This is a genomic window from Streptomyces sp. NPDC054847, from assembly GCF_053610925.1.
Window position 1 is genome coordinate 4,495 of record NZ_JBSGZJ010000041.1, and the last position, 24,190, is coordinate 28,684.

26 protein-coding genes and 1 rRNA gene are annotated in these 24,190 nt (G+C 70.0%); 11 read left to right on the plus strand and 16 right to left on the minus strand.

Translation table 11 applies throughout. The annotated features are described in order from the left end of the window. Positions 1-169: 169 nt before the first annotated feature. Positions 170-286 (plus strand): 5S ribosomal RNA (gene rrf / locus ACWGH4_RS07525). Between the two features lie 87 nt (positions 287-373). Here the strand turns inward: rrf and ACWGH4_RS07530 are convergent. Genes ACWGH4_RS07530 through ACWGH4_RS07545 form a run of 4 tightly spaced genes read right to left on the minus strand, consistent with a single transcriptional unit; the run spans position 374 to position 4,066 of the window. Next, positions 374-1,048, minus strand: a complete 675-nt coding sequence (locus ACWGH4_RS07530; RefSeq protein ID WP_453456919.1) for a response regulator — start codon at positions 1,046-1,048, stop codon at positions 374-376. Continuing rightward, positions 1,045-2,328 carry a sensor histidine kinase gene (locus ACWGH4_RS07535; RefSeq protein ID WP_453456922.1) on the minus strand — a complete coding sequence of 428 codons (1,284 nt, stop codon included), beginning with the start codon at positions 2,326-2,328 and terminating at the stop codon, positions 1,045-1,047. The genes ACWGH4_RS07530 and ACWGH4_RS07535 overlap by 4 nt, the downstream gene beginning before the upstream one ends. A 32-nt stretch (positions 2,329-2,360) precedes the next feature. Further along, positions 2,361-3,131 (minus strand): ABC transporter permease, encoded by a 771-nt coding sequence (locus ACWGH4_RS07540; RefSeq protein ID WP_453456925.1) that lies wholly within the window; start codon positions 3,129-3,131, stop codon positions 2,361-2,363. After that, positions 3,128-4,066, minus strand: a complete 939-nt coding sequence (locus tag ACWGH4_RS07545) for an ABC transporter ATP-binding protein (RefSeq protein WP_453456928.1) — start codon at positions 4,064-4,066, stop codon at positions 3,128-3,130. Before ACWGH4_RS07545 ends, ACWGH4_RS07540 begins: the two co-directional genes overlap by 4 nt. Before the next feature lie 132 nt (positions 4,067-4,198). Between ACWGH4_RS07545 and ACWGH4_RS07550 the strand changes: the two genes are divergently transcribed. Next, positions 4,199-4,738, plus strand: a complete 540-nt coding sequence (locus ACWGH4_RS07550; protein ID WP_453456930.1) for a GNAT family N-acetyltransferase — start codon at positions 4,199-4,201, stop codon at positions 4,736-4,738. A 9-nt stretch (positions 4,739-4,747) separates the two neighbouring features. On the opposite strand, the gene ACWGH4_RS07555 is transcribed toward ACWGH4_RS07550, so the two are convergent. The 7 genes from ACWGH4_RS07555 to ACWGH4_RS07585 form a co-directional block, all read right to left on the minus strand. Further along, positions 4,748-6,232, minus strand: coding sequence for a type IV secretory system conjugative DNA transfer family protein (locus ACWGH4_RS07555; RefSeq protein WP_453456933.1), 1,485 nt, complete (start codon positions 6,230-6,232; stop codon positions 4,748-4,750). Between the two features lies 1 nt (position 6,233). Next, entirely contained in the window at positions 6,234-7,646 is a 1,413-nt protein-coding gene (locus ACWGH4_RS07560; protein ID WP_453456936.1) for an ATP-binding protein, read from the minus strand. An 18-nt stretch (positions 7,647-7,664) separates the two neighbouring features. Further along, positions 7,665-9,221 (minus strand): SCO6880 family protein, encoded by a 1,557-nt coding sequence (locus ACWGH4_RS07565; RefSeq protein WP_189468459.1) that lies wholly within the window; start codon positions 9,219-9,221, stop codon positions 7,665-7,667. Next, positions 9,218-10,513 carry a hypothetical protein gene (locus ACWGH4_RS07570; protein WP_453456940.1) on the minus strand — a complete coding sequence of 432 codons (1,296 nt, stop codon included), beginning with the start codon at positions 10,511-10,513 and terminating at the stop codon, positions 9,218-9,220. Before ACWGH4_RS07570 ends, ACWGH4_RS07565 begins: the two co-directional genes overlap by 4 nt. Next, positions 10,503-11,357: a hypothetical protein gene (locus ACWGH4_RS07575; protein WP_453456943.1), complete on the minus strand. Its 855-nt coding sequence runs from the start codon at positions 11,355-11,357 to the stop codon at positions 10,503-10,505. The genes ACWGH4_RS07570 and ACWGH4_RS07575 overlap by 11 nt, the downstream gene beginning before the upstream one ends. A 129-nt stretch (positions 11,358-11,486) precedes the next feature. After that, positions 11,487-11,795 carry a hypothetical protein gene (locus tag ACWGH4_RS07580; RefSeq protein ID WP_005315450.1) on the minus strand — a complete coding sequence of 103 codons (309 nt, stop codon included), beginning with the start codon at positions 11,793-11,795 and terminating at the stop codon, positions 11,487-11,489. Positions 11,796-12,138: 343 nt separating this feature from the next. Beyond that, the gene (locus ACWGH4_RS07585; protein WP_441266836.1) at positions 12,139-12,306 is read right to left on the minus strand and encodes a hypothetical protein; all 168 of its coding nucleotides are present in this window, start codon (positions 12,304-12,306) and stop codon (positions 12,139-12,141) included. 225 nt (positions 12,307-12,531) lie between these two features. Here ACWGH4_RS07585 and ACWGH4_RS07590 point away from each other — a divergent pair, with 225 nt between their 5' ends. Further along, positions 12,532-13,320, plus strand: coding sequence for an SAM-dependent methyltransferase (locus tag ACWGH4_RS07590; protein ID WP_441266850.1), 789 nt, complete (start codon positions 12,532-12,534; stop codon positions 13,318-13,320). Between the two features lie 31 nt (positions 13,321-13,351). On the opposite strand, the gene ACWGH4_RS07595 is transcribed toward ACWGH4_RS07590, so the two are convergent. After that, positions 13,352-14,425, minus strand: coding sequence for a PDDEXK nuclease domain-containing protein (locus ACWGH4_RS07595; RefSeq protein ID WP_453456947.1), 1,074 nt, complete (start codon positions 14,423-14,425; stop codon positions 13,352-13,354). A gap of 48 nt (positions 14,426-14,473) precedes the next feature. Further along, a complete protein-coding gene (locus ACWGH4_RS07600; RefSeq protein ID WP_453456950.1) occupies positions 14,474-14,815 on the minus strand; it encodes a DUF397 domain-containing protein in 342 nt (113 codons plus the stop codon). A 5-nt stretch (positions 14,816-14,820) separates the two neighbouring features. Here ACWGH4_RS07600 and ACWGH4_RS07605 point away from each other — a divergent pair, with 5 nt between their 5' ends. The 4 genes from ACWGH4_RS07605 to ACWGH4_RS07620 all read left to right on the plus strand — a co-directional run bounded on the left by ACWGH4_RS07605 (position 14,821) and on the right by ACWGH4_RS07620 (position 18,460). Next, positions 14,821-15,189, plus strand: coding sequence for a Uma2 family endonuclease (locus ACWGH4_RS07605; RefSeq protein WP_453456953.1), 369 nt, complete (start codon positions 14,821-14,823; stop codon positions 15,187-15,189). Positions 15,190-15,328: 139 nt separating this feature from the next. Next, on the plus strand, positions 15,329-16,348 hold the full coding sequence (locus tag ACWGH4_RS07610) for a C40 family peptidase (protein WP_453456971.1): 1,020 nt from the start codon (positions 15,329-15,331) through the stop codon (positions 16,346-16,348). A gap of 249 nt (positions 16,349-16,597) precedes the next feature. Then, positions 16,598-17,314, plus strand: coding sequence for a phosphatase PAP2 family protein (locus tag ACWGH4_RS07615; RefSeq protein ID WP_453456956.1), 717 nt, complete (start codon positions 16,598-16,600; stop codon positions 17,312-17,314). A 399-nt stretch (positions 17,315-17,713) separates the two neighbouring features. Continuing rightward, the gene (locus tag ACWGH4_RS07620; RefSeq protein ID WP_453456959.1) at positions 17,714-18,460 is read left to right on the plus strand and encodes an SDR family oxidoreductase; all 747 of its coding nucleotides are present in this window, start codon (positions 17,714-17,716) and stop codon (positions 18,458-18,460) included. A gap of 115 nt (positions 18,461-18,575) precedes the next feature. Here ACWGH4_RS07620 and ACWGH4_RS07625 read toward each other — a convergent pair whose 3' ends face one another. Both ACWGH4_RS07625 and ACWGH4_RS07630 read right to left on the minus strand, forming a co-directional pair. Further along, entirely contained in the window at positions 18,576-20,141 is a 1,566-nt protein-coding gene (locus ACWGH4_RS07625) for an FAD-binding oxidoreductase (protein ID WP_453456962.1), read from the minus strand. 61 nt (positions 20,142-20,202) lie between these two features. After that, on the minus strand, positions 20,203-20,376 hold the full coding sequence (locus tag ACWGH4_RS07630; RefSeq protein WP_441266832.1) for a hypothetical protein: 174 nt from the start codon (positions 20,374-20,376) through the stop codon (positions 20,203-20,205). Between the two features lie 161 nt (positions 20,377-20,537). Here ACWGH4_RS07630 and ACWGH4_RS07635 point away from each other — a divergent pair, with 161 nt between their 5' ends. Next, positions 20,538-21,374 carry a hypothetical protein gene (locus ACWGH4_RS07635; protein WP_453456966.1) on the plus strand — a complete coding sequence of 279 codons (837 nt, stop codon included), beginning with the start codon at positions 20,538-20,540 and terminating at the stop codon, positions 21,372-21,374. Positions 21,375-21,523: 149 nt separating this feature from the next. Next, positions 21,524-21,694 carry a hypothetical protein gene (locus ACWGH4_RS07640; protein WP_453456974.1) on the plus strand — a complete coding sequence of 57 codons (171 nt, stop codon included), beginning with the start codon at positions 21,524-21,526 and terminating at the stop codon, positions 21,692-21,694. Positions 21,695-21,797: 103 nt separating this feature from the next. Here ACWGH4_RS07640 and ACWGH4_RS07645 read toward each other — a convergent pair whose 3' ends face one another. Continuing rightward, entirely contained in the window at positions 21,798-22,142 is a 345-nt protein-coding gene (locus tag ACWGH4_RS07645; RefSeq protein WP_005315479.1) for a metal-sensitive transcriptional regulator, read from the minus strand. Between the two features lie 194 nt (positions 22,143-22,336). Between ACWGH4_RS07645 and ACWGH4_RS07650 the strand changes: the two genes are divergently transcribed. Together ACWGH4_RS07650 and ACWGH4_RS07655 are read left to right on the plus strand one after the other, a co-directional pair. Next, positions 22,337-22,957 (plus strand): DUF47 domain-containing protein, encoded by a 621-nt coding sequence (locus tag ACWGH4_RS07650; protein WP_344357841.1) that lies wholly within the window; start codon positions 22,337-22,339, stop codon positions 22,955-22,957. A gap of 5 nt (positions 22,958-22,962) precedes the next feature. Continuing rightward, positions 22,963-23,961, plus strand: coding sequence for an inorganic phosphate transporter (locus ACWGH4_RS07655; RefSeq protein WP_441266830.1), 999 nt, complete (start codon positions 22,963-22,965; stop codon positions 23,959-23,961). Positions 23,962-24,190 lie beyond the last annotated feature (229 nt).

Genomic DNA, 24,190 nt, shown 5'->3' on the forward strand with positions numbered 1-24,190 from the left:
AGGCTCCCAGTAGACGACTGGGTTGATAGGCCGGATATGGAAGCCCTGTAAGGGGTGGAGTTGACCGGTACTAATAGGCCGAGGGCTTGTCCTCAGTTGCTCGCGTCCACTGTGTTAGTTCTGAAGTAACGAACTCGCCTTGCCGGCTTGAGTTCCAACTTCATAGTGTTTCGGTGGTCATTGCGTTAGGGAAACGCCCGGTTACATTCCGAACCCGGAAGCTAAGCCTTTCAGCGCCGATGGTACTGCAGGGGGGACCCTGTGGGAGAGTAGGACGCCGCCGAACAATCATTGTGGGAAAGCCCCGCACCTCTGGTGCGGGGCCTTCCTGCGTTCAGGGGCAATTCCCGTACAGGGGCGCCGCCCTGGATCTTCAGGACGGGTTCACCAGCCTGGTGTCGTACGCCAGGATGACCGCCTGGACGCGGTCCCTCGCGCCGGTCTTCGCCAGGATGCGGCTCACATGGGTCTTCACCGTGGACTCGGCCAGGTGGAACCGGCTCGCGATCTCCATGTTCGTCCACCCCTGGCCGATCACCGTAAGAATCTCGCGCTCCCGTTCCGTCAGCCGTGCCAGACGCGCGTCCGGTACCGGCTCGCCGGTACCGACGGCCGTGGTCTCCGGCAGGTGCTGCACGTACGTGTCCAGGAGTCGGCGGGTGAGGCTCGGAGCGACCACCGCGTCTCCGGCGGCCACGGCACGAATGCCGGAGAGGAGCTCCTCCGGCATCGCGTCCTTGATGAGGAAGCCGCTCGCGCCCGCGCGCAGGCCCTTGTAGGCGTACTCGTCCAGGTCGAACGTCGTGACGATGAGGACCCGAGTGCGGGCGCCCGAGGCGACGATGCGCCGCGTCGCCTCGATCCCGTCGAGACCCGGCATGCGGATGTCCATCAGGACGACGTCGGGGTGGAGTTCCGCGGCCTGACGTACTGCATCGGCGCCGTTTCCGGCCTCGCCCACCACCGTCATGTCGTCCTGGCTCTCCAGCAGCATCCGGAAGCCGAAACGCTGCATGGGCTGGTCGTCGACGATGAGCACTGTCGTCACTGATCGGGTTCCTTCGGAAGGTGGAGACGTACGCGCCAGCCCCCCGGGGGCCGGTGCAGCGGACCGGCCTCAAGTGTGCCGTCGTACAGGGATGTTCGCTCCCGCATACCGGCCAGCCCGCGGCCCGTGCTCCCGGGCGTGGCATCGCCGCCGGCACCGGTGTCCATGACCGTGACGGTGACAGCGTCCGCCGCGTACCGCACGGCGACGGTGGCTGTCGCCTTGGGGCCGCCGTGCTTCAGGGAGTTGGTGAGGGCCTCCTGCACGACCCGGTAGACCGTCAGCTGGCGCCCCGCGGGCAGTGGGCCCGGGTCGCCGTCGACCGTGAGGTCCACCGGCAGGCCCGCTGCCCGTACGCCGTCGACCAGCCGTTCCAGGTCGGCCAGGGCCGGCTGAGGGGCGAGGTCCGCAGGGGGTGCGGCATCCGGGTCCTCGCGCAGGACGTCCAGAAGCCGCCGCAGTTCCGTCAGGGCCTGGCGGCTGGTGGTGCCGATGGCCTGGAGGGCCTGGGCCGCGCGCTCAGGGGAACCCGCGGCGGCGTAGGCGCCGCCGTCCGCGAGACCAGTGATGACCGACAGGTTGTGGCCGATGATGTCGTGCATCTCCCGGGCGATTCGGGTGCGTTCCGCGGCTGCCGCGAGCTGCGCCTGCTGGTCGCGCTCCACCTCGAGCTGTCTGGCGCGCTCCACCAGGGAGGCCGTGAACTCCTGCCGCGAACGGACCGCGAGTCCCAACAGGGCGACGAGCGCGAAGCTGTAGAACATCGGCACGAACTGCTGGTCCCAACTGCCCACCGGGTAGGCCGTGGCACCGACCGCCAGCGGGACGAGCACGGTGCCGAACGACCACACCAGGGTGCGCAACGGCAGCCGCAGCGCGATGTTGTAGACGGCGATCATCTGGAGGAACGACGCCTGAAGATGTGCGCCGCTCGCCGCGTTGGCCAGGGAGAACGGCAGCATCACCAGGAGCACGGCGAGCGGATGGCCGCGCCTCCACAGCAGCGGCACGGAGAAGCCCAGGCTCATGGTGAGCACCAGCCACGACGGCACGTCCTCGTTGAAGGCGACGTTGCGCCAGCCGCCCGCCGCGTCCACCAGCGCGGCGAACACGAACACCGCGGTGAGGTGGAGGTCCCAGACCAGCGGGCGGCGGCGGTCGAAGGCGCGCAGTCGTTCGGTGAGGCGCTGGAGCCGGCGGGTGAGCGGCTGGGCGCCGGTCGACCAGCCCTGTGGACCGGGGGTGGCCTGCGGGGGGCGCTTCTGCTGGGCCATGCGCATGCTCACATCCTCGTACACCGGCCGGCCCGGCCTCAGACGTCCCGGCGCTTGATCAGGACGGCGGCCGCCGCGAGGGTCGCGGCCGCCCACAGGGTCAGGGCCAGCAGTGCGCCGCCCGGTGAGGCCGCTCCTGGGATCGCCTCTGCCGACAGGAGGGACTCGAAGGCCTTCGTGGGGAAGTACTCCACGGCATCGGCCACGACGTCGTACGGGAGCATGGAGATCACCTCGGGCAGCACCATCATGCCGCCGATGAACGCGCCGATCGCTCCGGGCACCGACCGCACGAGCGCACCCAGTCCGAGGGCGATCAGCCCCAGCAGGGTGAGTCCGGCCGAGCTGCCCACGAGGGCGCGCACGACTCCCGGGTCGCCGAGCGAGGCCTCCTGGTCGGTGCCGGCGAAGAAGAGCTGCGCCGTCGGGAAGGTGACGAACGCGGTGGTGAGCGTGACGGCGAAGGTGACGGCGGCGAAGACGGCCGCCTTGGACCAGAGCACCGGGAGCCTGCGGGGCACCGTGGTCATCGAGGCACGGATCATGCCGGTCGAGTACTCGCCCGCGGTGACGAGGATGCCGAGGACGGCGAACGCGATCTGAGCGAACTGGACGCCGATGAGGGTGAGTACGACCACGTCCACGTCACCGTCGCCACCGCCCGTCTCGTAGGTGGCGCCCATGAGGAGGCCGATGCCCAACGTCAGCAGCCCGGCCGACACCAGGGTGATCCAGGTCGAGCGCAGCGTCCACAGCTTGTGCCACTCGGAGCGCAGCACACGGGTCGGGGTCAGCTCGTACGTGCTCATGCTGCTGCTCCTTCGAGCGGGACGGCCTGGTACTCGACCGCCTCGTGCGTGAGGTCCATGAAGGCCTGTTCCAGCGATGCGGTGACAGGGGTCAGTTCGAACAGGGGGATCCCGTGGGCGGCGGCGGTACGGCCGATGCTCCTGCTGTCCGTGCCGCGTACGAGCAGCTCGTCGGGGCCTGCCCGTTCCACGTCGATGCCCGGTCCGCCGAGGACGCCGGCGAGGGAGGACGCTTCCGGTGAGACCACCTTCACGGCGGACGCGCCGGCGTCCCGCACGAACGCTTCCACCGTCGTGTCGGCGAGCAGCCTGCCGCGGCCGATGATGACGAGGTGGTCGGCGGTGAGGGCCATCTCGCTCATCAGGTGCGAGGAGACGAGGACCGTACGGCCCTCCGCGGCGAGGGACTTCAGGAGTGTTCTGATCCAGAGGACGCCGTCGGGGTCGAGTCCGTTGACCGGTTCGTCGAGGATCAGGGTGGCCGGGTCGCCCAGGAGGGCTGCGGCGATCCCGAGGCGCTGGCCCATGCCGAGGCTGAAGCCCCTGACCCGCCGCCCCGCGACATCGGTCAGGCCGGTCATGCCGATGACCTCTTCGACGCGGGAGGTCGGGATGCCGTGGGTATGGGCAAGCGCGAGAAGGTGGTTCCTGGCGGTGCGCCCGGGGTGGATGGAGCGGGCCTCCAGCAGGGCTCCGACCTGGGTGAGGGGCGCCGGGTGGGTCGCGTAGGGGCGGCCGCCGACGGTTGAGTGCCCGCGGGTGGGGGCGTCGAGGCCGAGGAGGAGGCGCATGGTGGTGGACTTGCCGGCGCCGTTCGGTCCGAGGAAGCCGGTGACGGAGCCCGGCCTGACGCTGAAGGTGAGGTCCTGGACGACGGTCTTGTCGCCGTAGCGTTTGGTGAGTCCGACGGCTTCGATGCCGTGTGATTCGGTCATGTCACCGACGCTATGGAGCGGGAGAGGGCCGGTCGTCCGACCGCGGGCGGGAGCCCGGGGAGCGGCGTAGTACCTGGGTACGACCGGGAAACGGCGTTGCTCAGGGGCGCAGGGCAGGGCCAGTATCGGGGGATGGAACATGTGATCCGGCGCGTGCGCGCCGAGGAGTGGGCGCAGGCCCGCGACCTGCGGCTGGCCGCCCTTCAGGACCCTCTTGCCCCGATAGCGTTCTACGAGTCGTACGAGCAGGCCATCGGACAGCCCGACTCGTTCTGGCAGGAGCGCACTTCGTCGGCCGCCGCCGGGGTGGACGTCGTCCAGTTCGTGGCCGAGGCGCCGGACGGCCGGTGGGACGGCACGGTGTCCGTGCTGGTGGAATCCAAGGGCAGCGCGCGTATCGGCAAGCCGGCGCCGGTCGACCAGACCCATGTGGTGGGGGTGTTCGTACGGGCGGAGGCGCGCGGCAGCGGGCTCGCGGCGGAGTTGTTCCGTGCCGCGCTGGACTGGTCGTGGGCGCTGGACTCGCCGCGGGTGGACCGGGTGCGGCTGCTGTTCCACGAGGACAACGAGCGGGCCGCGGCCCTGTACCGCAAGGTCGGATTCGTGCCGAGCGACGACCTGGCGCCCGTGCCCGAGGACCCGCCGGCCCGGGAGTACGAGATCCGGCGGTAGCGGGGCGGATCAGAGCGCGGGGAGCGCGTCCTGCCAGCGTGCGCGGGCCTGTTCGGGGGAGCGGAGCAGGGCGAGCGTCGGCAGTCCCTGGTCCTGGCCGGTGGCCACCAGCTCGGGGAGGCGGGGGAGAGGGGCGACGGCCGCGACGTCGTCGAGCACGAGCGTCATTGGTGGGTCGAGCCGACCGTCGGATGACCGTGCGGCCATGCGGCGGCCGTGCTCGACCACGTCTGCGGCGAGCGCCGTCAACAGAGGCATCGCGCCAGGGTGGGTGTGAGGATCCTCGATCGGTTCACCCACCACATAGAGCGTGCCCGCTTCGTTCACGAATGATTCCAGGGCGAGCGAATCCGTTCGATTCGGTGTGCACGCCTCACGGATGTGGACGGAGGACAGCGCGGACAGTGCACGAATGGCCAACTGCTGTGCCACTTCGCGCCGTTCCGGGTGGGCGGTGAGCGCCGACTCGAGGAACCCGGCGAGTCCCGCCGTCGCTTTGGGGTGGGTGCGGAGGATGCGTACCGGCTCGTGGGCGCCGGTGCCCTGGGCCCAGCGGTGGACCTGGCGGAACGGGCGGCCGTCCACGGCGGCGGCGTGGAGCCAGCAGCGCAGGAGCGTCTCTGCCGTGTCCGCCATGGTGGCGTCGATGAGCGCCCGGGGGCGTACGGGCGCCAGCACGGCGGCCGCGCGGGCCGCCGCTGTCCTGTCGTCCTCGCAGTGCGTCGTGGGGGACCAGTGCAGCCGGTCGGGGGTGTCGCACAGGTGCCCGGGGTCGTAGACCAGTACGGGGCCGAGCTTGGCCCGCGCGTCCTTGGTGTCGGCCCACACCGTGGGGTCGGAGGTGACGACGAGCGCGGGGCCCTCCGCGTCGAGGAGGGCCTGCACGGCGGCGGGGCGGCGGACGGTGCGGTCGCCGTACAGCACGCGTGGTGTACGGGCGCGCGGGGCCGGGACGGTGGGGATCGGGACCGCCGCGGGCGCTTCCACGGGCGCGACGGGAGCGGCCTCGGCAGCGGGCGCCGCTTCAGCCATGACCTGCGCGTGTATGGGGGCCTCCTGGTGCGGCCGCTGCTCTCGCGAGGGCTGCTCACGCAGCCGGCCGCGCTCCTCGCGTGCCGCCGCCCGGACGGCGCGCCAGCGGGCGACGGTGCCGAGTGTGAACACCGTGAGCACGATCAGCACCATCAACTGGCCGATGAGCAGGCCCCAGAACAGTCCGTAGCCCGAGAGCTGCGCCGGTGGCGTGGCGGGCCAGGCGCCGGCCAGGTCGTGTGGGGCGGCGGCGAGTTCCCGCATGGCGGTGGGCGTGTTGCCGAACGTGACGCCCGCCGGCCAGGCACCGTGGGCGAACAGACCGGCGAGTCCCGTCGCCGACCAGACGAGCAGCGTCAGGCCGAGAAGGAAGGCCAGCAGCCCGACCAACAGACCGTCCGGGACGCCCCCTTGGCGCTCTCCTGGCCGGCCGCCGCCCTGTCCCTGACGCCCCTCGTGCATCTCATGCCACCGTCGACTCGGACGACTCGTCCAACCGTTGCTGTTCGATGAGTCGCGCGCGCTGCTCCGCATCCCATTCCGCGGCCTGGACATGCTCCGGCACGGAAGGGGCCGAGGACTCCGTCATGGCCCGGTCGGTGAAGACGAGCGGCCTCTCCGCCTCCGTCACGAGGTGCTTGACCACTTGGACGTTGCCGTTGACGTCCCACACGGCGATACCCGGAGTCAGTGTCGGGATGATCTCGACGGCCCATCGTGGCAGGCCGAGCACCCGCCCGGTGGCCCGCGCCTCGTCGGCCTTCTGGGCGTAGATCGTCCTGGTGGACGCCATCTTGAGGATCGCGGCGGCCTCCTTGGCCGCCGCGCCGTCCACGACGTCGCTCAGATGGTGGACCACCGCGACGAACGACAGACCGAGCCGGCGCCCGAACTTCAGCAGCCGCTGGAAGAGCTGCGCGACGAACGGGCTGTTGATGATGTGCCACGCCTCCTCCACCAGGAAGATGCGCTTCTTGCGGTCGGGCCGGATCCAGGTGTGCTCCAGCCACACACCGACGATCGCCATCAGGATGGGCATGGCGATGGAGTTGCGGTCGATGTGCGACAGGTCGAAGACGATCAGCGGGGCGTCAAGGTCGATGCCGACGGTGGTCGGTCCGTCGAACATGCCGCGCAGGTCGCCGTCGACGAGCCGGTCCAGGACCAGCGCCACGTCGAGGCCCCAGGCGCGTACGTCATCTATGTCGACGTTCATCGCCTCCGCGGACTCCGGCTCGGGATGCCGCAGCTGCTCCACGATGTCGGTGAGGACCGGCTGCCGGTCGGTGATGCTGGCGTTGACGTACGCGTGGGCGACCTTGAGCGCGAAGCCGGCGCGCTCGTCGAGGCCGTGCCCCATCGCGACCTCGATGATGGTGCGCAGCAGCGCCAGCTGGCCGGTCGTGGTGATCGACGGGTCGAGCGGATTGAGACGGATACCGCCGTCGAGCGCCGTCATCGGGTCGAGCCGGATGGGGGTTATCCCCAGCTCCTGCGCGATGAGGTTCCACTCGCCGACGCCGTCCTCGCCCTGCGCGTCGAGCACGACCACCTGCCGGTCGCGGAAACGCAACTGCCGCAGTACGTACGTCTTCTCGAGCGCCGACTTGCCGTTGCCGGACTCGCCGAGCACCAGCCAGTGCGGGGCGGGCAGCTGCTGCCCGTACAGCTGGAACGGGTCGTAGATGTAGCCCTTGCCGCTGTAGACCTCGCGGCCGATGATCACACCCGAGTCGCCGAGGCCCGGCGCGGCGGTGGGCAGGTAGACGGCCTGTGCCTGGCCCGTCGAGGTACGGACGGGCAGACGGGTGGTCTCCACCTTCCCGAAGAGGAAGGAGGTGAAGGAATCCGTGAGGACGGACAGCGGATCTCGCATGGCGGACTGCCCTCTCGGTCAGCGTCGGATGCCGGTCGCGAACGGCAGGGTGTTCACAAAGGCCCTGTGATGCTCGCGGTCGCACCACTCCAGCTTCAGGTACGACTTGCCGGCGGAGGCCCGGATCGTGCGCTTGTCCCTGGCCAGGGCCTCGGGCGAACGCGACGACACAGTGATGTACCCGACGAGGTTGACCCCCGCCGCACCGCTCGCGAGATCTTCACCCCGCTGGTCGAGCCGGCCGTGCGCGGCGATGTCGCGCGGGTCGACGGTCCGGTTCATCTTGGCGGCCCGGCTGGCGTCCGCCTCGTCGTTGGTCTTCTCGGTGAGCATCCGCTCGATGGCGACCTCGGTGGGCTCCAGGTCCATGGTGACCGCGACCGTACGGATCACGTCGGGGGTGTGGACGAGCAGCGGGGCAAGGAAGTTGACGCCGACAGGGGTCATCGGCCACTCCTTCACCCACGCGGTGGAGTGGCACCAAGGGGCGCGGGTCGACGACTCGCGGGTCTTCGCCTGGAGGTAGGTGGGCTCGACTGCGTCCAGCTCGGCCGGCCAGGCGTTCCGTTTCGTCATCGCCTGGATGTGGTCGATGGGGTGGTCCGGGTCGTACATGGAGTGCACGAGCGAGGCGAGCCGGGACTGTCCCAGGGGCTGCCGTACGCGGATGTCGGCCTCGGCGAGCCGGGCGCAGATGTCGGTGAGTTCACGCGCCATGACGACGGCCAGGCCGGCGTCCTTGTCGAGCCGCTTCGCGCCCGAGGCATGGCGCACGGCACGGGCCATGGCGTGCGCCTCCGCGGCAAGGTCGCGGGAGTAGTGCATGCACGCCACCAGATAGGCGCGGTGCTGCTCACTGGACGTCGACACCATCGACTGGAGCTGCTCGTACGACTGCTGGAGCCAGCCGGGCGCCGCCGCGTTGCCGCGTTGGGCGACGTCCTTGGCGTGCGCGTCCGGGTCGGCGGGGAGGGTACGGGCGAGCATCTGAAGCCGGGTCACGAAGCCGTCGCCGTTGGCGACATGCTTCAGCAGCGTGCCGAAGCGGTCGACGAGGGCCTCCTGGTCCTCGCTGTCCCGCAGGCCGACGCCCGGGCCCTCGATCTCGATCGCGGCCGTGACGGTGCGGCGGTCGGCGTGCAGCAGCACGGCGATCTCGTCGGGGCCGAAGGGTGCGGCCAGCCAGTTGATCCGCCCGATGCCGGGCGGCGGGCCCACCTCGACCTCCCGCCCGTCGAGCCGGGTGCCGGCCTCGACGGCGCCGGACCGGTAGAGAGTGCCGCCGCTGCGCAGGGAACGCTTGTAGCTGCGGTTGATCTCGAACCATTTGTAGAAGGTGCGCTGCTTGTAGGGCACGTAGACGGCGGCGAGTGCCAGCATCGGGAAGCCCATCAGCAGCACGATGCGCAGGGACAGGACCGGGACCAGCAGCCCGCTCATCATGCCGAGGAACGCGCCGGCGATGATCAGCGCGATCTCGCCGGTCTCGCGGTTCTTGCCGATGACCGCGTTCGGCCGGGCACGGCCGATGAGGTACGTGCGGCGGGGCGTGATCGGTTGGGACTGGGTCGTCAACGCCGGCCACCTCCTGTGCTGTTGCGATTGCTGTGCGGGGTACCGCCGGTCGGGCTGTTACGGGGTGCGGGCGCGGCGCTGCCGCCGGCCGCGGGAGTACGGCTGCCGTGGGCCGCCATGCCGCCGGAAGCGGGATTGGCGGGACGGGGGGTGCTGCCGCCGCTGTCGCCACCGGTGTTGCCACGGGAACTGTGGGTCTTGATGCCCTGGGAGACGAGGGCGGCAGGCGAGCTGATGACGGCTGCCGCCTTGCCCTCGGCGCCGTTCTGGATGCGGTTGTTGCGGGAGGCGGCGATCTCGTCGCCGAACCCCGGGACGAAACGGTAGATCATCGCGGAGGCGAAGATGGCGAGCAGGATGATCGCCAGCCCGGACACGACGGCGGAGAACGAGTCCGGCCCGTCGTCGGCGGAGAGCGCGCCCGCGAGGCCCAGCACGATCACGATCACCGGCTTGACCAGGATGATCGCGATCATGATCCCGGCCCAGCGGCGGACGTGGCCCCACATGTTCTTGTCGACGAGGCCCGCGTAGACGACGACGCCGAGGAGCGCACCGACGTAGAGCAGCACGGCCCGGATGAACAGCTCCAGGTAGAGCACCCCGGCGGCGAGGATCGTGACGAGCGAGACGACGATCAGCATGATCGGTCCGCCGCCGATGTCGTCGCCCTTGGCGAGGGCCTTGGAGAAGTTCCCGAAGAACATCTCCGTCTGCCCGGACGTACTGCCTGAGACGACCTCGGTGACGCTGTCGGTGACCGAGACGAGTGTGTAGAGGATCAGCGGCGTGAACGCGGACGCGAGGACCGTCAGCCACAGGAACCCGATCGCCTCGGAGACGGCCGTCATGAACGGCACGCCCCGGATGGCCCGCTTGGCGACGGCCAGCAGCCACAGGAGGAGCGTGAGGATCGAGGCGGCGGCGAAGACGATGGCGTAGTGGGCGAGGAAGGTCAGGTTCGTGAAGTCGACGGTGGCCGTCGACTCGACGGCCTGCGACAGCTTCCCGATCGTCCACGACGCGGCGTCGGCGCAGCCGCGGGCGAGCGACGACAACGGATCGAGCGCGGCGGTGGGGTCGTCGACGGACGACCGACCGGGGGTGGCGGGGGCTTCGCCGTCTTCGCAGTATTCCTTGGCCGGGCCGATGAGCAGGTCGCAGGGGTCGCTGCTCGTGCTGGGACTGGGTGTGGGCTCGGCTGCGGCATTGGCCGCGAATACGAAGCCGACCGTCTGTACTGCCGTGAAAACCGTCAGGAGAGACCGGGCATGGCGAGGGTCACCGGGCATAGGTAAAGCCTCCGAACTCCGCTACTGCCTTGCTGATCTCGTCAGAACTGGAAGCGGCCACATCACCCGGGAGAGGTGCCGGGCCGTTGCGCTGGGTGTCGGCGGTGACCTTCCAGTCGTTGCCCGTCCAGCGGAGATCGAAGCTCCATGTCTTCCAGGTCGTGCTGACAGGGTCGGTCGAGTCCGGGCCTGACATGCCGATCAACCCGGTGTACCAGACCGCCACACGAGCGGTCTTGCCGTCGAACTGCTCCACCTTGGTCCCCACGGGGATGGTGCGGGACACGAAGGTGTGGCCTACCGGAGGATTGCCGTCTGCGTCGAGGCCCATTCGCTCAAGAAACTGCGGCGAGTACGCCGCATCCTGAGGGCCTTTCAGGCGGGCGGACGCCTCGGTTGTATAGACGGTGTCAACGATCTGGTGCCGACTGTCCGGCTTGAACATCTCCACCGAACCCAGTGCCACGGCATAGTTGGACGCCGCGCTCTGCGCCCCCTGCTCGTCCTGCGCGTACCCCGTCGGGATGCCGCCCGCGTTGCCCTTCACCGGGCGGACGCCCGACGGGGCCGTCGGCTGGGCCTTGGGGGCCTTGCCGGCGGCCTCCGGCGGGGCGTCCGCGCTGCCGCCCTGGTTGGCGAAGGCGATCGCCGCGATCAGCAGCACCACCACACCCACCACCGTGATGAGCGACCGTGAGCTGCTGCGCCCCGTGCGCCGTGCGCCGCCGTAGACGTCCGTGTCGGTGCTGCCCGGGAGGCGGGTACGGGTCTGGCCCGAGCCGCCGAAGCCGTCGCTCGTACGGCCCGGCTCGCCGCCGTAGCCGTGATCGTCGCCGAGGCTCATCTGGCCCAGGCCCCCTCAACCAGTGGTGGACGAACTGCTTGCCGCGTCGGCGCGGTGTGGTGACTCGACATCAGGGAGACGCAACCTCGAACGGTGGGCCCGGGCATGCCCGGAGAGGACTGACGGGTGCTAGACAGCCATCCCGTAGACGATGGTGAACAAGGTCCCCAGTGACCCGATGATGAAGACGCCGGTCAGACCGGCGACGATCAGGCCCTTGCCCTGTTCGGCGCTGAACGTGTCGCGCAGTGCCGTCGCGCCGATGCGTTGTTTGGCCGCTCCCCAGATCGCGATGCCGAGGCAGAGCAGGATGGCAATGGCCATCACGACCTCGATCATCACTCGAGCCTCGTTGCCCAGGCTCCCGAACGGCCCCCAGTTCGGGGCGATTCCGCCGATGATGGTGGTGATATCGCCCTTTTCGGCTGCCAGGATCATGTAACTCACCGCCCCAGTTGGGTTGTTGGCCGCCCACGCCGGCTCGGCACAGGCTCAGGTTCTATCTTCGCTGATGAAACCGCCCGCGTATGCCGACTTGGAGGGTCTCTTTACCCGATCTCCGCACGTATGACCGAGCCGGCCCCCCTGACCTGCGGTGGCGCGGTTCGGATCGGTGCGAGTGGATGCATGGTTACTCTGTGTATCACGGGGGGTGACTTCGAGCAATGACTGTCGTTGTTCCACCTTTGGGGTGGTTCGTGCGGGCTACGACGACGGCGGCGCGGATGCCCGTCGGGACCCGCGCCGCCGCGCTGCTCGCCGGGCCTCGGCCCAGCCCGGTTCAGCGGATGGCCACCATGTAGCCGAGCACGCCCAGGGCGATGGCGAGGAGTGCGATGAAGGTCACCGTCGCCACCGTGCCGCCGGCGTCACTGCTTCGGCGTTCTGTTCTTCCCCCGCGGGCGTCCTGTGTGGCGGGTGCGTCCGTCACGCTCGCAGCGTTCTTCACGTGTTGCTCCTGTGGTGCTGTGTTACCGGTCCCCGCCGTGGTCGCCGGAGGGGGGTCTGACCTCAGCCTTCTGGGCTGCGTCACACAGAGTAGCCGCAACTGGTCCAGACCAGTTTCGCGGGGGTCCGGGGTGCCTTCCCGACGGCATCTGTGCCGGTTTCTACTCAACACTGTTGCTCACGGGCCGAGTTGCCTACGCTTCGCCGGGTGACCGAAAACGCGCCCATGGCCGCACGTATAGACACCACGCGCCCGCACACGGCGCGGATCTGGAACTACTGGACCGGTGGCAAGGACAATTATCCGGTCGACAGGGAGGTCGGCGACCAGATCCGGACCCTGCATCCGGGCATCGGGGACTACGCCCTGGCCGATCGAAAGTTCCTCGGTCGCGCCGTGCGGCATCTCGCCGGAACGGCTGGAATCCGTCAGTTCCTGGACATCGGGACGGGTCTGCCGAGCGCCGACAACACCCACCAGGTGGCCCAGAGCGTCGCCCCCGACGCGCGCATCGTCTACGTGGACAACGACCCGCTCGTCCTCGTCCACGCCCGCGCCCTGCTGACCGGCACCTCGGAAGGCAGCACCGACTATCTCGACGCCGACCTGCGGGACATCGACACGATCCTGGAGCAGGCGGCCAAGACGCTCGACTTCTCCGAGCCCGTCGCGCTGATGCTGCTCGGCGTAGTGATCTTCATCGAGGACGACGAGGAGTCGTACGGGGTGGTGCGCCGGCTCATGGACGCACTTCCGTCCGGGAGCCATCTCGCGCTGTCGCACACGATCACCAGCCCGTCGATGCCGGACGTGGACGCGGCGGTCGCCTTCTGGAACGAGCACGGCACCCCGCGTCTCACCCAGCGCACGCCGGAGCAGGTGGAGCGCTACTTCGACGGCCTGGAGCTGCTTCCTCCCGGCGTGGTCTCGTGCAACCGCTGGCGCCCGGATCCCGCCGAGCCGCTCAGCCCGGAAGAGGTCGCGATGTACGGGGGCGTGGGGCGCAAGCCGTAGCCCGGCCCGGCCGGCTCCCGGCGCGCGGTGGTCACCGCCCGGCCGCCGCATCGTCGTCCAGGACTTCCTGGGCGACGCGGGCCAGGTCCTCTTCCGTCGGCATGAGCGCCCGCACCTGGGGTGGCAGAGCCGCGTAGCTGCTTACCGCCAAGGGGCGGTTGGTGCTCTGGAGGGCGATCTGGCAGACGGCCTCGTTCCGGTCGGCTCCGATCAGGATCCCGAGCGTGGCGTCGTCGCGATCCGGGTCCCGTACGAGTTGGTCCACCACGGTCACGTAGAAGCTGAGCTTGCCGATGTGTTCGGGGCGAGGGGCCTTCGTCTTGAGTTCGACGACGACGTACCGACGCAGCTTCAGGTGGTAGAAGAGCAGGTCGATCCGGAACTCCTCGCCCCCCACCACCACGGAGTACTGCCGGCCCACGAAGGCGAAGCCGACTCCGAGCTCGGTGAGGAACCGGACGATGTTGGTGACGAGCGCGTCCTCCAGCTCACGCTCGCTGTGTTGCTCGTCGAGCCCGAGGAAGTCGAGGCGGTACGGATCCTTGGCGATCTCTCGCACGGCTGCCGCGTCGTCGGAGAGTGTGGTCTCGAAGTTCGTGTCGGCCGCGCCCTGCCGGAGATGGAGCTGCTGGATGATGTGGCGTTCCAGCGTGTCACGGGACCAGCTCTGCTGGACGGCCCTCAGGGCGTAGAAGTCCAGCTCGGAGCGGGTCTTCAGCTTGGTGACGAGGAGAATGACGTGGCCCCACGGCAATTGTCCAACAGGCTGTTGGACAATTGGCTCCGGCCAGGCGCGGGCCATCTGCTGCATGTACATCAGGTTGCTTCGGGAGAAGCCCCGCTGGTTCGGGTACGTCGTTCTCAGGTCCGTGGCGAGGCGTGCGACGACCTTGCTGCCCCAGCCCTCCGCCTGCTGTCGGCGCACGATGTGGCGGCCGATCTCCCAGTACATTTGGACCAGCTCGGTGTTGACGGCACGCTGCGCGCGGACGCGGGCGCGGGAGACCGTCTCCTTGACCTCGCAGAGCAGGTCTCCGTACCAGGACGGCAGGGGCTCGCCCTGTGCGGGGACGACGGCCTTGCTGGTGTTGCTGTTGTTCGACACGGAGTGGAGCTTGGTGCGCAGGTCGCGCCGGCCGCGGGCTTTTGGTGATCATGTCTCCCGAACGAGTGAACGCACGCCCTGGCCGAAGTGGTCGAACTCGCCGGCCCGTACGCCGAGCACGAAGGCGTCCCACTTCTCAGCGGTGGTCGTGACGACCGCGCCGATACGGACGAGGCCGTCGGCGGTGCGCGTGACGGCTATGTCCGGGCTCGGTGTGCCGTCCTTGAGCGCGCGGGTCAGGGTCGCGAAGGCGTAGGGGGTGGTGTGGAGTATGTGTCCGTCCGGGTCGCTGCTTTCGGTCAGTCTGACGCCGCCTGATTTGGCGGAGACATGTACGCAGGACTCTCCTTCTCCGCAGTACGACGACTTCTGCCAGTTGCCTACGAGCATGTCGGATGCCCATGGACCTGGACGACTTCGTACGGCCGGACCTCGTCGTCCTCGCCCCGGGCACTCATGGGAGCCCGGTGGTGAGTACACAAGGGCTGCTCTTGACCGTTGAGGTGGTGTCCCGTCAGGAAAAGGGCCGAGGGGCGGCGCACAAGGAGGACCGGTATGCCGTCGCGTGCGTCCGTGCCGCGCTGATCGTCGATTCCCGCGACGGCACCTGGCGCCTGTGCCGCCGACCGCGCGACGGCCGATACCGCGAGGTGCGCTCCGGCGCCTACGGCGACGAGGTCGCGCTGCCCGCCCCGCTGTCCTTCCCGCTCACCACTCGCCGACTGCCCCGCTACGCCTCCGGCGGGCCTCCCGCAGCGCAGTGACGGCGGCCCCCGTCGCAGTGCTCGTCGAAGACGGCGGACAGGGTGAGCCGGTGCGCCCGGGTGAGCGCCTCCACGGGAGGCGGGTGGACGCCTAGACTGACGCCGATGCGGACTACCGGGCGCTGAGGGGTGTTTGACGGTGCGTAAGGCGTGGCTGGTCGCCGGGCTCTCGATCGGGTTCTGCCTGTGCTTCGTCGCGCTGCTCGTCGTCGGCACGTACTCGGCGGCCTCCGGGCTCCTCGGTGGCTCCAAGAACGGGGCGGTGGGTCTGGCGAAGGGGGCCGTGCCGGCGAAGTACCAGCCGCTGGTGCAGAAGTGGGGGAACCTCTGCCCGGCCATCAACCCCGCGTTGCTCGCCGCCCAGCTCTACCAGGAGAGCGGCTGGAACCCGAGGGCGCAGAGCCACGCCGCCGCGCAGGGCATCGCCCAGTTCATCCCGGGCACGTGGGCCACCCATGGGATCGACGGGGACAAGGACGGGGACCGCGATGTGTGGGACCCGGAGGACGCGATCCCGTCGGCGGCCTCGTACGACTGCGAACTGGCCGGATATGTTCGCAAGGCGCCGGGTGATCCGACCGACAACATGCTCGCCGCGTACAACGCGGGCGCCTACGCGGTGATCAAGTACGGCGGTGTGCCTCCGTACCGTGAGACGCAGAACTATGTGAAGGTCATCCGGACGCTCGAGCAGAGCTTCGCCAAGCCCGTCGGCCGGGTGGAGCCGTCGAAGCAGGCGGCCGGGGCCATCTACTTCGCGCAGCAGAAGCTGGGCACCAAGTACCTGTGGGGCGGCAACGGAACGCCGGAGCAGGGTGGGCGTTTCGACTGCTCGGGCCTTACGCAGGCGGCCTACCGCACGGTGGGGATCGAGCTGCCGCGGGTGGCGAACGACCAGTACAACGCCGGGCCGCACCCCTCGCGGGACGAGTTGCTGCCGGGCGATCTGGTCTTCTTCTCGGACGACCTGACCAACTCGAGGGCGATCCGGCACGTGGGGCTGTACGTCGGCGGCGGGTACATGATCAACGCCCCGTACACCGGTGCGGTGATCCGGTTCGACAAGATCGACACCCCGGACTACTTCGGCGCGACACGCGTCACCGAGGACGGCGCGCGCGCCCTGCCCACGGATCTGCCGAAGGCTCCTGAGGCATGAGCGGAAGGCGTCCGAGTGGCTGGAACACGACGGTAGTGCCAGGGCTCTGAGCTGCGACGACGTGTCACTCTTCGATAACGTCATGGTGATCGTTCGGTGGAGAGTGGAACGCGACCGCCGATCACGTCGTTCCCTGGGCAGGGAAGGCCGCACTGACCATGCAGCAGACACCGCACTGACCACGGGGGTTGATTCAGGACGGCGCACAGGCAGGTGCGCCGGCAGGCACAAGGCAAGGGGCCGCAGCAGATGGCTGGACTCGCAGCAGACGGTGTGAACCCGGATGTCGGCCTGCTCTACGACATCAACGGCCTCGCCAAGGACGCGCCCACCTGGCTCGACCGCACCATGGAGTTCGTCGGCGAGTACGGGATCATGCTCGCCCTCGTGCTGGTCGGCCTCTGGTGCTGGTGGAGCGTGCGCCGGCGCGGCAGCGCGGAGGACTCGGTGTCGGCGATCGCCGGGCTGATCTGGGCACCGCTCGCCGCCGGTATCGCCCTTCTCGTCAACATCCCCATCCGGGGCTTCGTGGAACGGCCCCGGCCGTTCCTTTCGCACGAGGGTCTCGAGGTCCTCGTCGCAGGGAAGACCGACTACTCGTTCGTGAGCGACCACGCCACGATGGCGATGGCGATCGCCGCCGGGCTGTTCGTGGCGAACCGCAGGTTCGGTGTCGCCGCGCTGGTGCTGGCCTTCGCCGAGGGCTTCTGCCGTGTCTACATGGGCGTGCACTACCCGACCGACGTCATCGGCGGATTCGCCCTCGGTACGGCGGTGGCGCTGCTGCTCGCCCCGCCGGCGCTCGCGCTGCTCACGCCGCTGGTGTCGGCCATCGCGGGCTCACGCCACTTCGGGTGGCTCGTGCGGTCCAAGAGGGCCTCGGCGGGCGGTTCACTGCGGCCCGAGTCGCTGGACATCCCGGAGCCGAGGGCCGAGGGCAAGGGCGAGAACGGCCTTGCGGCCTGAACGTCCGGCGTCGCCCGCCGGGCCGGAGGCCGCTGAGTCGCTGACTGCGGAGCCGGGCGACCGCGTGGTGGGGCGTGCGGGCCGGCGCCCCGGCGTCCCTCGGTGCGTGCGGCCGTCGTCCCTCGGGGCGCGCGCCGCCTGCCGGACGCTTCCGCGGCTCTGGCAGGCCGGGTGGCCTCGTGTGAAGTGCGCGACGGCGTGATCGCCCAGGTGCGGGTGGTCGCGAACCCGGTCAAACTTGTTGGCACGGGGCGGCAGTTCGCCGCCATGGCCCCGGCGTGTGACCCGCTGGTGAGCGCGGTCCCAAGGGGCTGTCACGTTTCGGGTGCTCGCCGGTTCTCAACGGATGACGGGCGTTCCACCAGGGAGCGCGCGCCCGGCGAAGGGATGAGGACTGCGATGACGACGATCCTGGTGACCGGCGGCACCGGAACGCTCGGCCGGCTCGTCACCGAGCGGCTGCGTGCGGACGGTGCCGAGGTGCGGGTGCTGAGCAGGCACTCCCGGCCGTACGCCGTGGACCTCCGCGAGGGCACAGGGCTGGCCGAGGCCGTGGCGGGAGTGGACACCGTCGTGCACTGCGCGAGCTCGCCGCGCGGCGGCGACGAGCAGGCGGCACGCCATTTGATCGAGGCGGCCCGCAAGGCCGGGGTGCGGCATCTGGTGTACATCTCGATCGTCGGCGTCGACCGCGTGCCGCTCGGCTACTACCGGACCAAGCTCGCCGTGGAGAAGCTGGTCGAGGAGTCGGGGCTCGGCTGGACCGTGCTGCGCACGACACAGTTCCACGACTTGGTGCTGCAGCTCCTCCAGGGCTTGGCGAAGGTGCCGGTCATGGTGCTCCCGGCGGGGGTCGCCGACCAGCCGATCGAGGTGGCGGAGGTCGCCGCCCGGCTGGCCGAGCTCGCAGGCGGGGAGCCCGCGGGGCGCGTGCCGGACATGGGCGGCCCCCAGGTCCGTCCGTTTCCCGAGCTGGCCCGGGCCTACCTGCGCGCGAGCGGACGGCGCCGTCCGCTGCTGAACGTGCGTCTGGCCGGCAAGGCCTATCAAGGGTTCCGGGCGGGCGGACATCTGACGCCGGAACAGGCCCTGGGCAAGGTGACGTTCGAGGAGTTCCTGGCGAGGCGTTCTCCTGTGCGCCGCTGACGTCCGGGTGGGGGCGCGTACCCGGCCGGCCCGGGAGCGTGGCCCCACGAGTCCTGGGAGCCTCCGCTTCGGGCCGCGGGCCGGTCCGGTGGAACCGCCGGCACACAGGTCCGGGTCAGAGCGCCTGCGGGTAGTCGAACAGGCGGTCCGGGTCGTACCGCTTCTTCAGCCGGGTGAGCCGGTCGAGCGCGGGTCCGTAGTAGGCCCGGCGCCAGTCGGACAGGGTCGGATCGGCGTAGTTCTGGTACGCCGCTCCCGACGCGTAGCGCCGCATCGACGCATGGGTGTCCCGCAGCCAGGACTGCTGCGCGGCGCCGCCGGTGCCGGGCCGCCAGGCGGCGATGTACTGGGCCAGCATCCGTGACCGACGGTGCACGAACGACGTCGCCAGCGGATCCACCCGGTTCACCGCGCCGCCGAGGGCGGTGAGGGCGATCGAACCGCCGCCGCCCGCGTCGGCCGGGAGACGGGTGAAGGCCTCCGCCGCCCCGATCAGCGCGCGCAGACCGCCGGCCGCGATGTCCCGGTCGTAGAAGTCGGAGGCCGAGGCGTACGTCTCGCGGGGCAGCGCGCCCTGCCGGTCACGGCCCGGGGTGCTGCCCGGCAGCCGGCACTGTTCCTCGCTGAGGGAGAGGCAGTTCGCGTAGCCGAGCATGGCGTCCCGGTAGCTGCGGGGGCGCAGTGCGACGGAGGAGGGTGCCGAGCCGGCAGCGCCGGCGAGCCGGTCGACCGCGTTCTGCAGATCGCTCTCCGCGCCGAGTGTGAAGGCGACGACGGACAGGGTGGGCCTGGAGCCGCCCGGGCCCGCGGACAGATGGAGCGAGGACCAGATCTCGTCGGGCTGGTCGGGGCCCCAGCGCTGCCAGGCGGCGAGCACCCGTTCCGCTTTCGGCCATGGCCAGTTGAGGTACGCCGTGACGGTGTCAGGGGTGGGGCTGGTGCGGAAACGCAGCCGTGTCACCACCCCGAAGTTGCCGCTCCCGGCGCCGCGCAGCGCCCAGAAGAGGTCCTTGTTCTCGTCGGCGTTCGCGGTCAGCGTTATGCCGTCGGCGGTGACGACCGTCGCTTCGGTGAGGCTGTCGCAGGTCAGCCCGTAGGCGCGGGAGGTGACACCGTGGCCGCCGCCGAGTGCGAGACCGGAGACGCCGACCGTGGGGCAGGAACCGGCGGGGACCGTGCGGCCGTGCCGGGCCAGTGTGTTGTAGACGTCGATGAGTTTGGCGCCGGCGCCCATCGAGCCGTCGGCCTCGACCCGGTCCAGCGACGACACGTCGATGACGAGGCGTCCGGTGCCCGAGGACCAGCCGCCGTAGGAATGGCCGCCGTTGCGGATGGACACCGGTGTGCCGTGCGCCCGCGCGTAGGCGAGGCACTCCTTCACGTCGTCCTCGCCCGCCACATAGGCGACGGCCGCCGGCTTCAGCGAGTCGAAGCGTGTGTTGTACAGCTGCCGGGCGCTCGCGTAGGCCGCGTCCCCGGGACGGATCAGCTGCCCGTCGAGGCCGCGGGCGAGGGCGGCCCAGTCCGCGGCGGCGGTCCTGGTGGCCGACGACGAGGGGGCGGGCGGGGTGGGTCCGGAGGCGGTGGTGCCCGGCGCGGTGCGGGACTCCTTTTCCGTGCAGCCCGTAGCGGCGGCCGCGGTGAGGGCGACAGCGGTGGTCAGCAGCGCACGCCGGTCCATGGAACCTCCTGGGGAACGAGACGGCTCCCGGCGCCGGCAGGTTCCCGGGCCGACGGCCCGGTCAGGACGTGGGGGTCAGTACGTGGGACCGGGCGTCGGTACGGGCCCGGTCCCGGGACCGCCTGGCCGGTCCCGACCAGCCGCAGGTGCAGCGCGCCACGGCGAAGGAGCCGCGCTCGACGGTGGTGGTCGTATGCGTCGCCGGGTCGCCGGCCGAGGGGTCCTGCTGGGGCACGGGTCAACGGTACTGCGGCCACGGCGCCGCAAAGCCTCCGGGACCGGCGTGACGACGTGCCGGGGCGGTCGTTATGCGAGTGGGTCGTTCCCCGGCCCCTCGGGCGGAGGGCAAGGGGGGACCCGTACAAGCAGCGGTCCGGTGTTGGGGGTTGGCAGGCAATGGTGGTGCACAAGCGCAGGGGCGGAGCGGTCGCCGTCCTGGCAGCCATGGCCGTGGCGGCGGCCGGGGGGTGCTCGGACCCAGGCGCTGCCGCGGAGGACGGCAACGGAGCTGCCCCGGGCAGGTCCGGCGGCACGGCGGACGAGGTGCGCAGAGCCGCTGACGCGCTGACCGGGGCCGGCAGCTCCAAGGCGCGTACGTCGATGGAGATGGCCTCGGGCGGCACCCGGGTCACCATCCGGGGCGAGGGCGTATACGACTTCGTCCGGGGCATGGGCAGGCTGAAGGTCGTACTGCCGCCGGACGCTGCCGGCGAGGACGAGCACAAGCCCATCACCGAACTGCTGACGTCCGGCGCCCTGTACATGAAGAACCGGGGTGCGGGTGTGCCCGCGGACAAATGGGTCAGGGTGGACACGACCACCCTGGACGACGGGAACCTGGTCACGGGCGGAGCGACCGACCCGCTCACCGCTGCCGAACTGCTCCGTGGCGCGGACCGGGTGACATACGTCGGCGATGCGGAGATCGCCGGCCAGAAGGTACGGCACTTCAAGGGCGTCACCGACATCGAGCGGGCGGCGCGGTTCGCGGAACCTCATGCGAAAGCGTCACTGACCGCAGCGGCGAAAGGGTTCGCCAGGGACGTGGTGCCGTTCGATGCCTACCTCGACGAGGCGGGCAGGCTCCGGAAGGTGCGGCACCGCTTCGCGTTCGTCAATGAGGGCCGTACGGTCGACGTCACGTCGACCACGGTCCTCTTCGACTTCGGGGCGCGGGTGGTCGTCCAGCTCCCGGACGAGAAGGACATCTACTCCGGAAGGGTCGAGGCCTGAGCGTGCCGGACGGGTCCGTCCGCGCGGAGGAGGCCAGGGGTGCCTGGGCCGGGAGAGTCAGAACCTAAATGGTCCGGACGTGCCATGCGCAGCGCGTGCACCGCTCCCTACGCTAGGAAACCGACATCGGCCGGAAGAGGTGATTGCACGTGGCCCCGCCCAGTACGACCACCGTCCAGGACGACCACGTGGCCCTCGCCGAGATCGAGCTGTGCGGCGAGCTGATGATCGCCGCGTCGGCCGCCGCGGAGGAGCGACTCAGCGCGGCCCGTATCGACGAGGTTCTGATGGTGGCGGCCGAGCGGGCCGCCTGCGGGTGAGAGAGCGCCCCGGCGCTGATCCGACCGGCACCGGCACCGGCCGGTCCGACCGGTGCCGCACGCGGCGGGGACCGCAAAGATCAAGCCACGCGCGGCCCTCCGGTCAGGTCCGCAGCAGACGGGCGATGGCCTTCGTCGCTTCCTCCACCTTGGCGTCCACCTCGGCGCCGCCCTTCACCGCCGCGTCCGCGACACAGTGCCGCAGGTGCTCCTCGAGCAGCTGAAGCGCGAAGGACTGCAGTGCCTTGGTCGAAGCCGAGACCTGAGTGAGTATGTCGATGCAGTACACGTCCTCGTCGACCATCCGCTGCAGCCCGCGGATCTGGCCCTCGATACGGCGCAGCCGCTTCAGGTGTTCGTCCTTCTGCTTGTGGTACCCGTGCACGCCGCGGTCGTGGTCGGTCTCCTGCTCCGTGACCGGAAGGCCGGCCGCCTCGGTGGTCGTCATCGTGTCCTCCCGTTGTCCCGAAAGGGGGCGTATACCCCTCGTGGGTATATGGTAACGAATCGTGTGGAATCCGGTGGGGGTCCGTGCAGATCGCCTTGTTCTGATGGGCGACACTGGGATACTGCCGGTTAGCCGTGGCCGGATGATGCGCCTAGCATCAGCCTGACCGAATCCAAGCACCCCGAGGACCCCACGTGCGATTTCGTCTGACCCCCAGGGAGACGAGCTTCTACGACATGTTCTCCGCCTCCGCGGACAACATCGTCACGGGCTCGAAGCTCCTGATGGAACTGCTCGGGGCGGAATCCTCCGCCAGGGCCGAGATCGCGGAACGGATGCGGGCCGCCGAGCATGCCGGGGACGACGCCACCCACGCGATTTTCCACCAGCTGAACTCCTCGTTCATCACGCCCTTCGACCGCGAGGACATCTACAACCTCGCGTCGTCCCTCGACGACATCATGGACTTCATGGAGGAGGCCGTCGACCTGGTCGTCCTCTACAACGTCGAAGAGCTGCCCAAGGGCGTCGAGCAGCAGATCGAGGTCCTGGCACGGGCGGCGGAGCTGACGGCCGAGGCCATGCCGCACCTGCGCACGATGGAGAACCTCACCGAGTACTGGATCGAGGTCAACCGGCTGGAGAACCAGGCGGACCAGATCCACCGCAAGCTGCTCGCCCACCTCTTCAACGGCAAGTACGACGCCATCGAGGTCCTCAAGCTCAAGCAGATCGTCGACGTGCTCGAAGAGGCCGCGGACGCGTTCGAGCACGTGGCGAACACGGTGGAGACCATCGCGGTCAAGGAGTCCTGAACCACGTGGACACCTTTGCCCTGGTCGTGACCATCGGGGTCGCGCTCTTCTTCACGTACACCAACGGCTTCCACGACTCCGCGAACGCGATCGCGACATCGGTCTCCACGAGGGCACTGACGCCGCGCGTGGCACTGGCGATGGCCGCGGTGATGAACCTCGCGGGCGCCTTCCTCGGACAGGGCGTCGCCAAGACCGTCAGCGAAGGACTCATCGAGACGCCCGTCGGCTCACGCGGCATGGGCATCCTGTTCGCGGCGCTGGTCGGCGCGATCGTCTGGAACCTGATCACCTGGTACTTCGGCCTGCCCTCCTCCTCGTCGCACGCGCTGTTCGGCGGCATGGTCGGCGCGGCGCTCGCCGGCGGGACCGAGGTGATCTGGACCGGGGTGCTCGAGAAGGTCGTCATCCCGATGTTCGTCTCGCCGATCGTCGGTATGGCCGTCGGCTACCTGGTGATGGTCGGCATCATGTGGATGTTCCGCAGCGCCAACCCGCACAAGGCCAAGCGCGGCTTCCGGATCGCGCAGACGGTGTCCGCGGCGGGCATGGCGCTCGGCCACGGCCTTCAGGACGCGCAGAAGACGATGGGCATCGTCGTGATGGCCCTCGTCATCGCCGACGTCGAGAACCAGGGCGACCCGATCCCCGCCTGGGTCAAGATCGCCTGTGCGGTGATGCTGTCGCTCGGTACGTACGCCGGTGGCTGGCGCATCATGCGGACGCTCGGCCGCAAGATCATCGAGCTCGACCCGCCGCAGGGCTTCGCGGCGGAGACCACGGGCGCGTCGATCATGTTCGGCTCGGCGTTCCTGTTCCACGCGCCGATCTCGACGACGCATGTGATCACCTCGGCGATCATGGGCGTCGGCGCGACGAAGCGGGTGAACGCGGTGCGGTGGGGTGTCGCGAAGAACATCATCCTGGGGTGGTTCATCACGATGCCGGCGGCGGCGATGGTGGCGGCGGCCAGCTATGGCGTGGTGTACCTGATCTTCGGCTGACGGCGCGTGGGTGCGGGCGTGAGCCTGTCCCCTACCCGCCCCTTCCCGAAACCGGGGCTCCGCCCCGGACCCCGCGCCTTCCCCGAACCGGGCTCCGGGCCTTCCCCGGACCGGGCTCCGCGCCTTCCCCGGACCGGGCGCCGCGCGTTCCCCGGACGGGGCTCCGGGCCGTGCCGGGACGGGGCTGCGGGCCTTCCCCGGACGGGGCTCCGCGCCTTCCCCGGACCGG

Bases quoted from the DNA above. Each gene is read 5' to 3' on its own strand.
- ACWGH4_RS07570 (WP_453456940.1), bottom strand. From the start codon at position 10,513: ATGCCCGGTGACCCTCGCCATGCCCGGTCTCTCCTGACGGTTTTCACG.
- ACWGH4_RS07535 (WP_453456922.1), bottom strand. From the start codon at position 2,328: ATGCGCATGGCCCAGCAGAAGCGCCCCCCGCAGGCCACCCCCGGTCCA.
- ACWGH4_RS07560 (WP_453456936.1), bottom strand. From the start codon at position 7,646: ATGCGAGATCCGCTGTCCGTCCTCACGGATTCCTTCACCTCCTTCCTC.
- ACWGH4_RS07575 (WP_453456943.1), bottom strand. From the start codon at position 11,357: ATGAGCCTCGGCGACGATCACGGCTACGGCGGCGAGCCGGGCCGTACG.
- ACWGH4_RS07615 (WP_453456956.1), top strand. From the start codon at position 16,598: ATGGCTGGACTCGCAGCAGACGGTGTGAACCCGGATGTCGGCCTGCTC.
- ACWGH4_RS07590 (WP_441266850.1), top strand. From the start codon at position 12,532: ATGGCCGCACGTATAGACACCACGCGCCCGCACACGGCGCGGATCTGG.
- ACWGH4_RS07605 (WP_453456953.1), top strand. From the start codon at position 14,821: ATGCCCATGGACCTGGACGACTTCGTACGGCCGGACCTCGTCGTCCTC.
- ACWGH4_RS07540 (WP_453456925.1), bottom strand. From the start codon at position 3,131: ATGAGCACGTACGAGCTGACCCCGACCCGTGTGCTGCGCTCCGAGTGG.
- ACWGH4_RS07600 (WP_453456950.1), bottom strand. From the start codon at position 14,815: ATGCTCGTAGGCAACTGGCAGAAGTCGTCGTACTGCGGAGAAGGAGAG.
- ACWGH4_RS07555 (WP_453456933.1), bottom strand. From the start codon at position 6,232: ATGCACGAGGGGCGTCAGGGACAGGGCGGCGGCCGGCCAGGAGAGCGC.
- ACWGH4_RS07580 (WP_005315450.1), bottom strand. From the start codon at position 11,795: ATGATCCTGGCAGCCGAAAAGGGCGATATCACCACCATCATCGGCGGA.
- ACWGH4_RS07635 (WP_453456966.1), top strand. From the start codon at position 20,538: ATGGTGGTGCACAAGCGCAGGGGCGGAGCGGTCGCCGTCCTGGCAGCC.
- ACWGH4_RS07550 (WP_453456930.1), top strand. From the start codon at position 4,199: ATGGAACATGTGATCCGGCGCGTGCGCGCCGAGGAGTGGGCGCAGGCC.
- ACWGH4_RS07545 (WP_453456928.1), bottom strand. From the start codon at position 4,066: ATGACCGAATCACACGGCATCGAAGCCGTCGGACTCACCAAACGCTAC.
- ACWGH4_RS07645 (WP_005315479.1), bottom strand. From the start codon at position 22,142: ATGACGACCACCGAGGCGGCCGGCCTTCCGGTCACGGAGCAGGAGACC.
- ACWGH4_RS07620 (WP_453456959.1), top strand. From the start codon at position 17,714: ATGACGACGATCCTGGTGACCGGCGGCACCGGAACGCTCGGCCGGCTC.
- ACWGH4_RS07625 (WP_453456962.1), bottom strand. From the start codon at position 20,141: ATGGACCGGCGTGCGCTGCTGACCACCGCTGTCGCCCTCACCGCGGCC.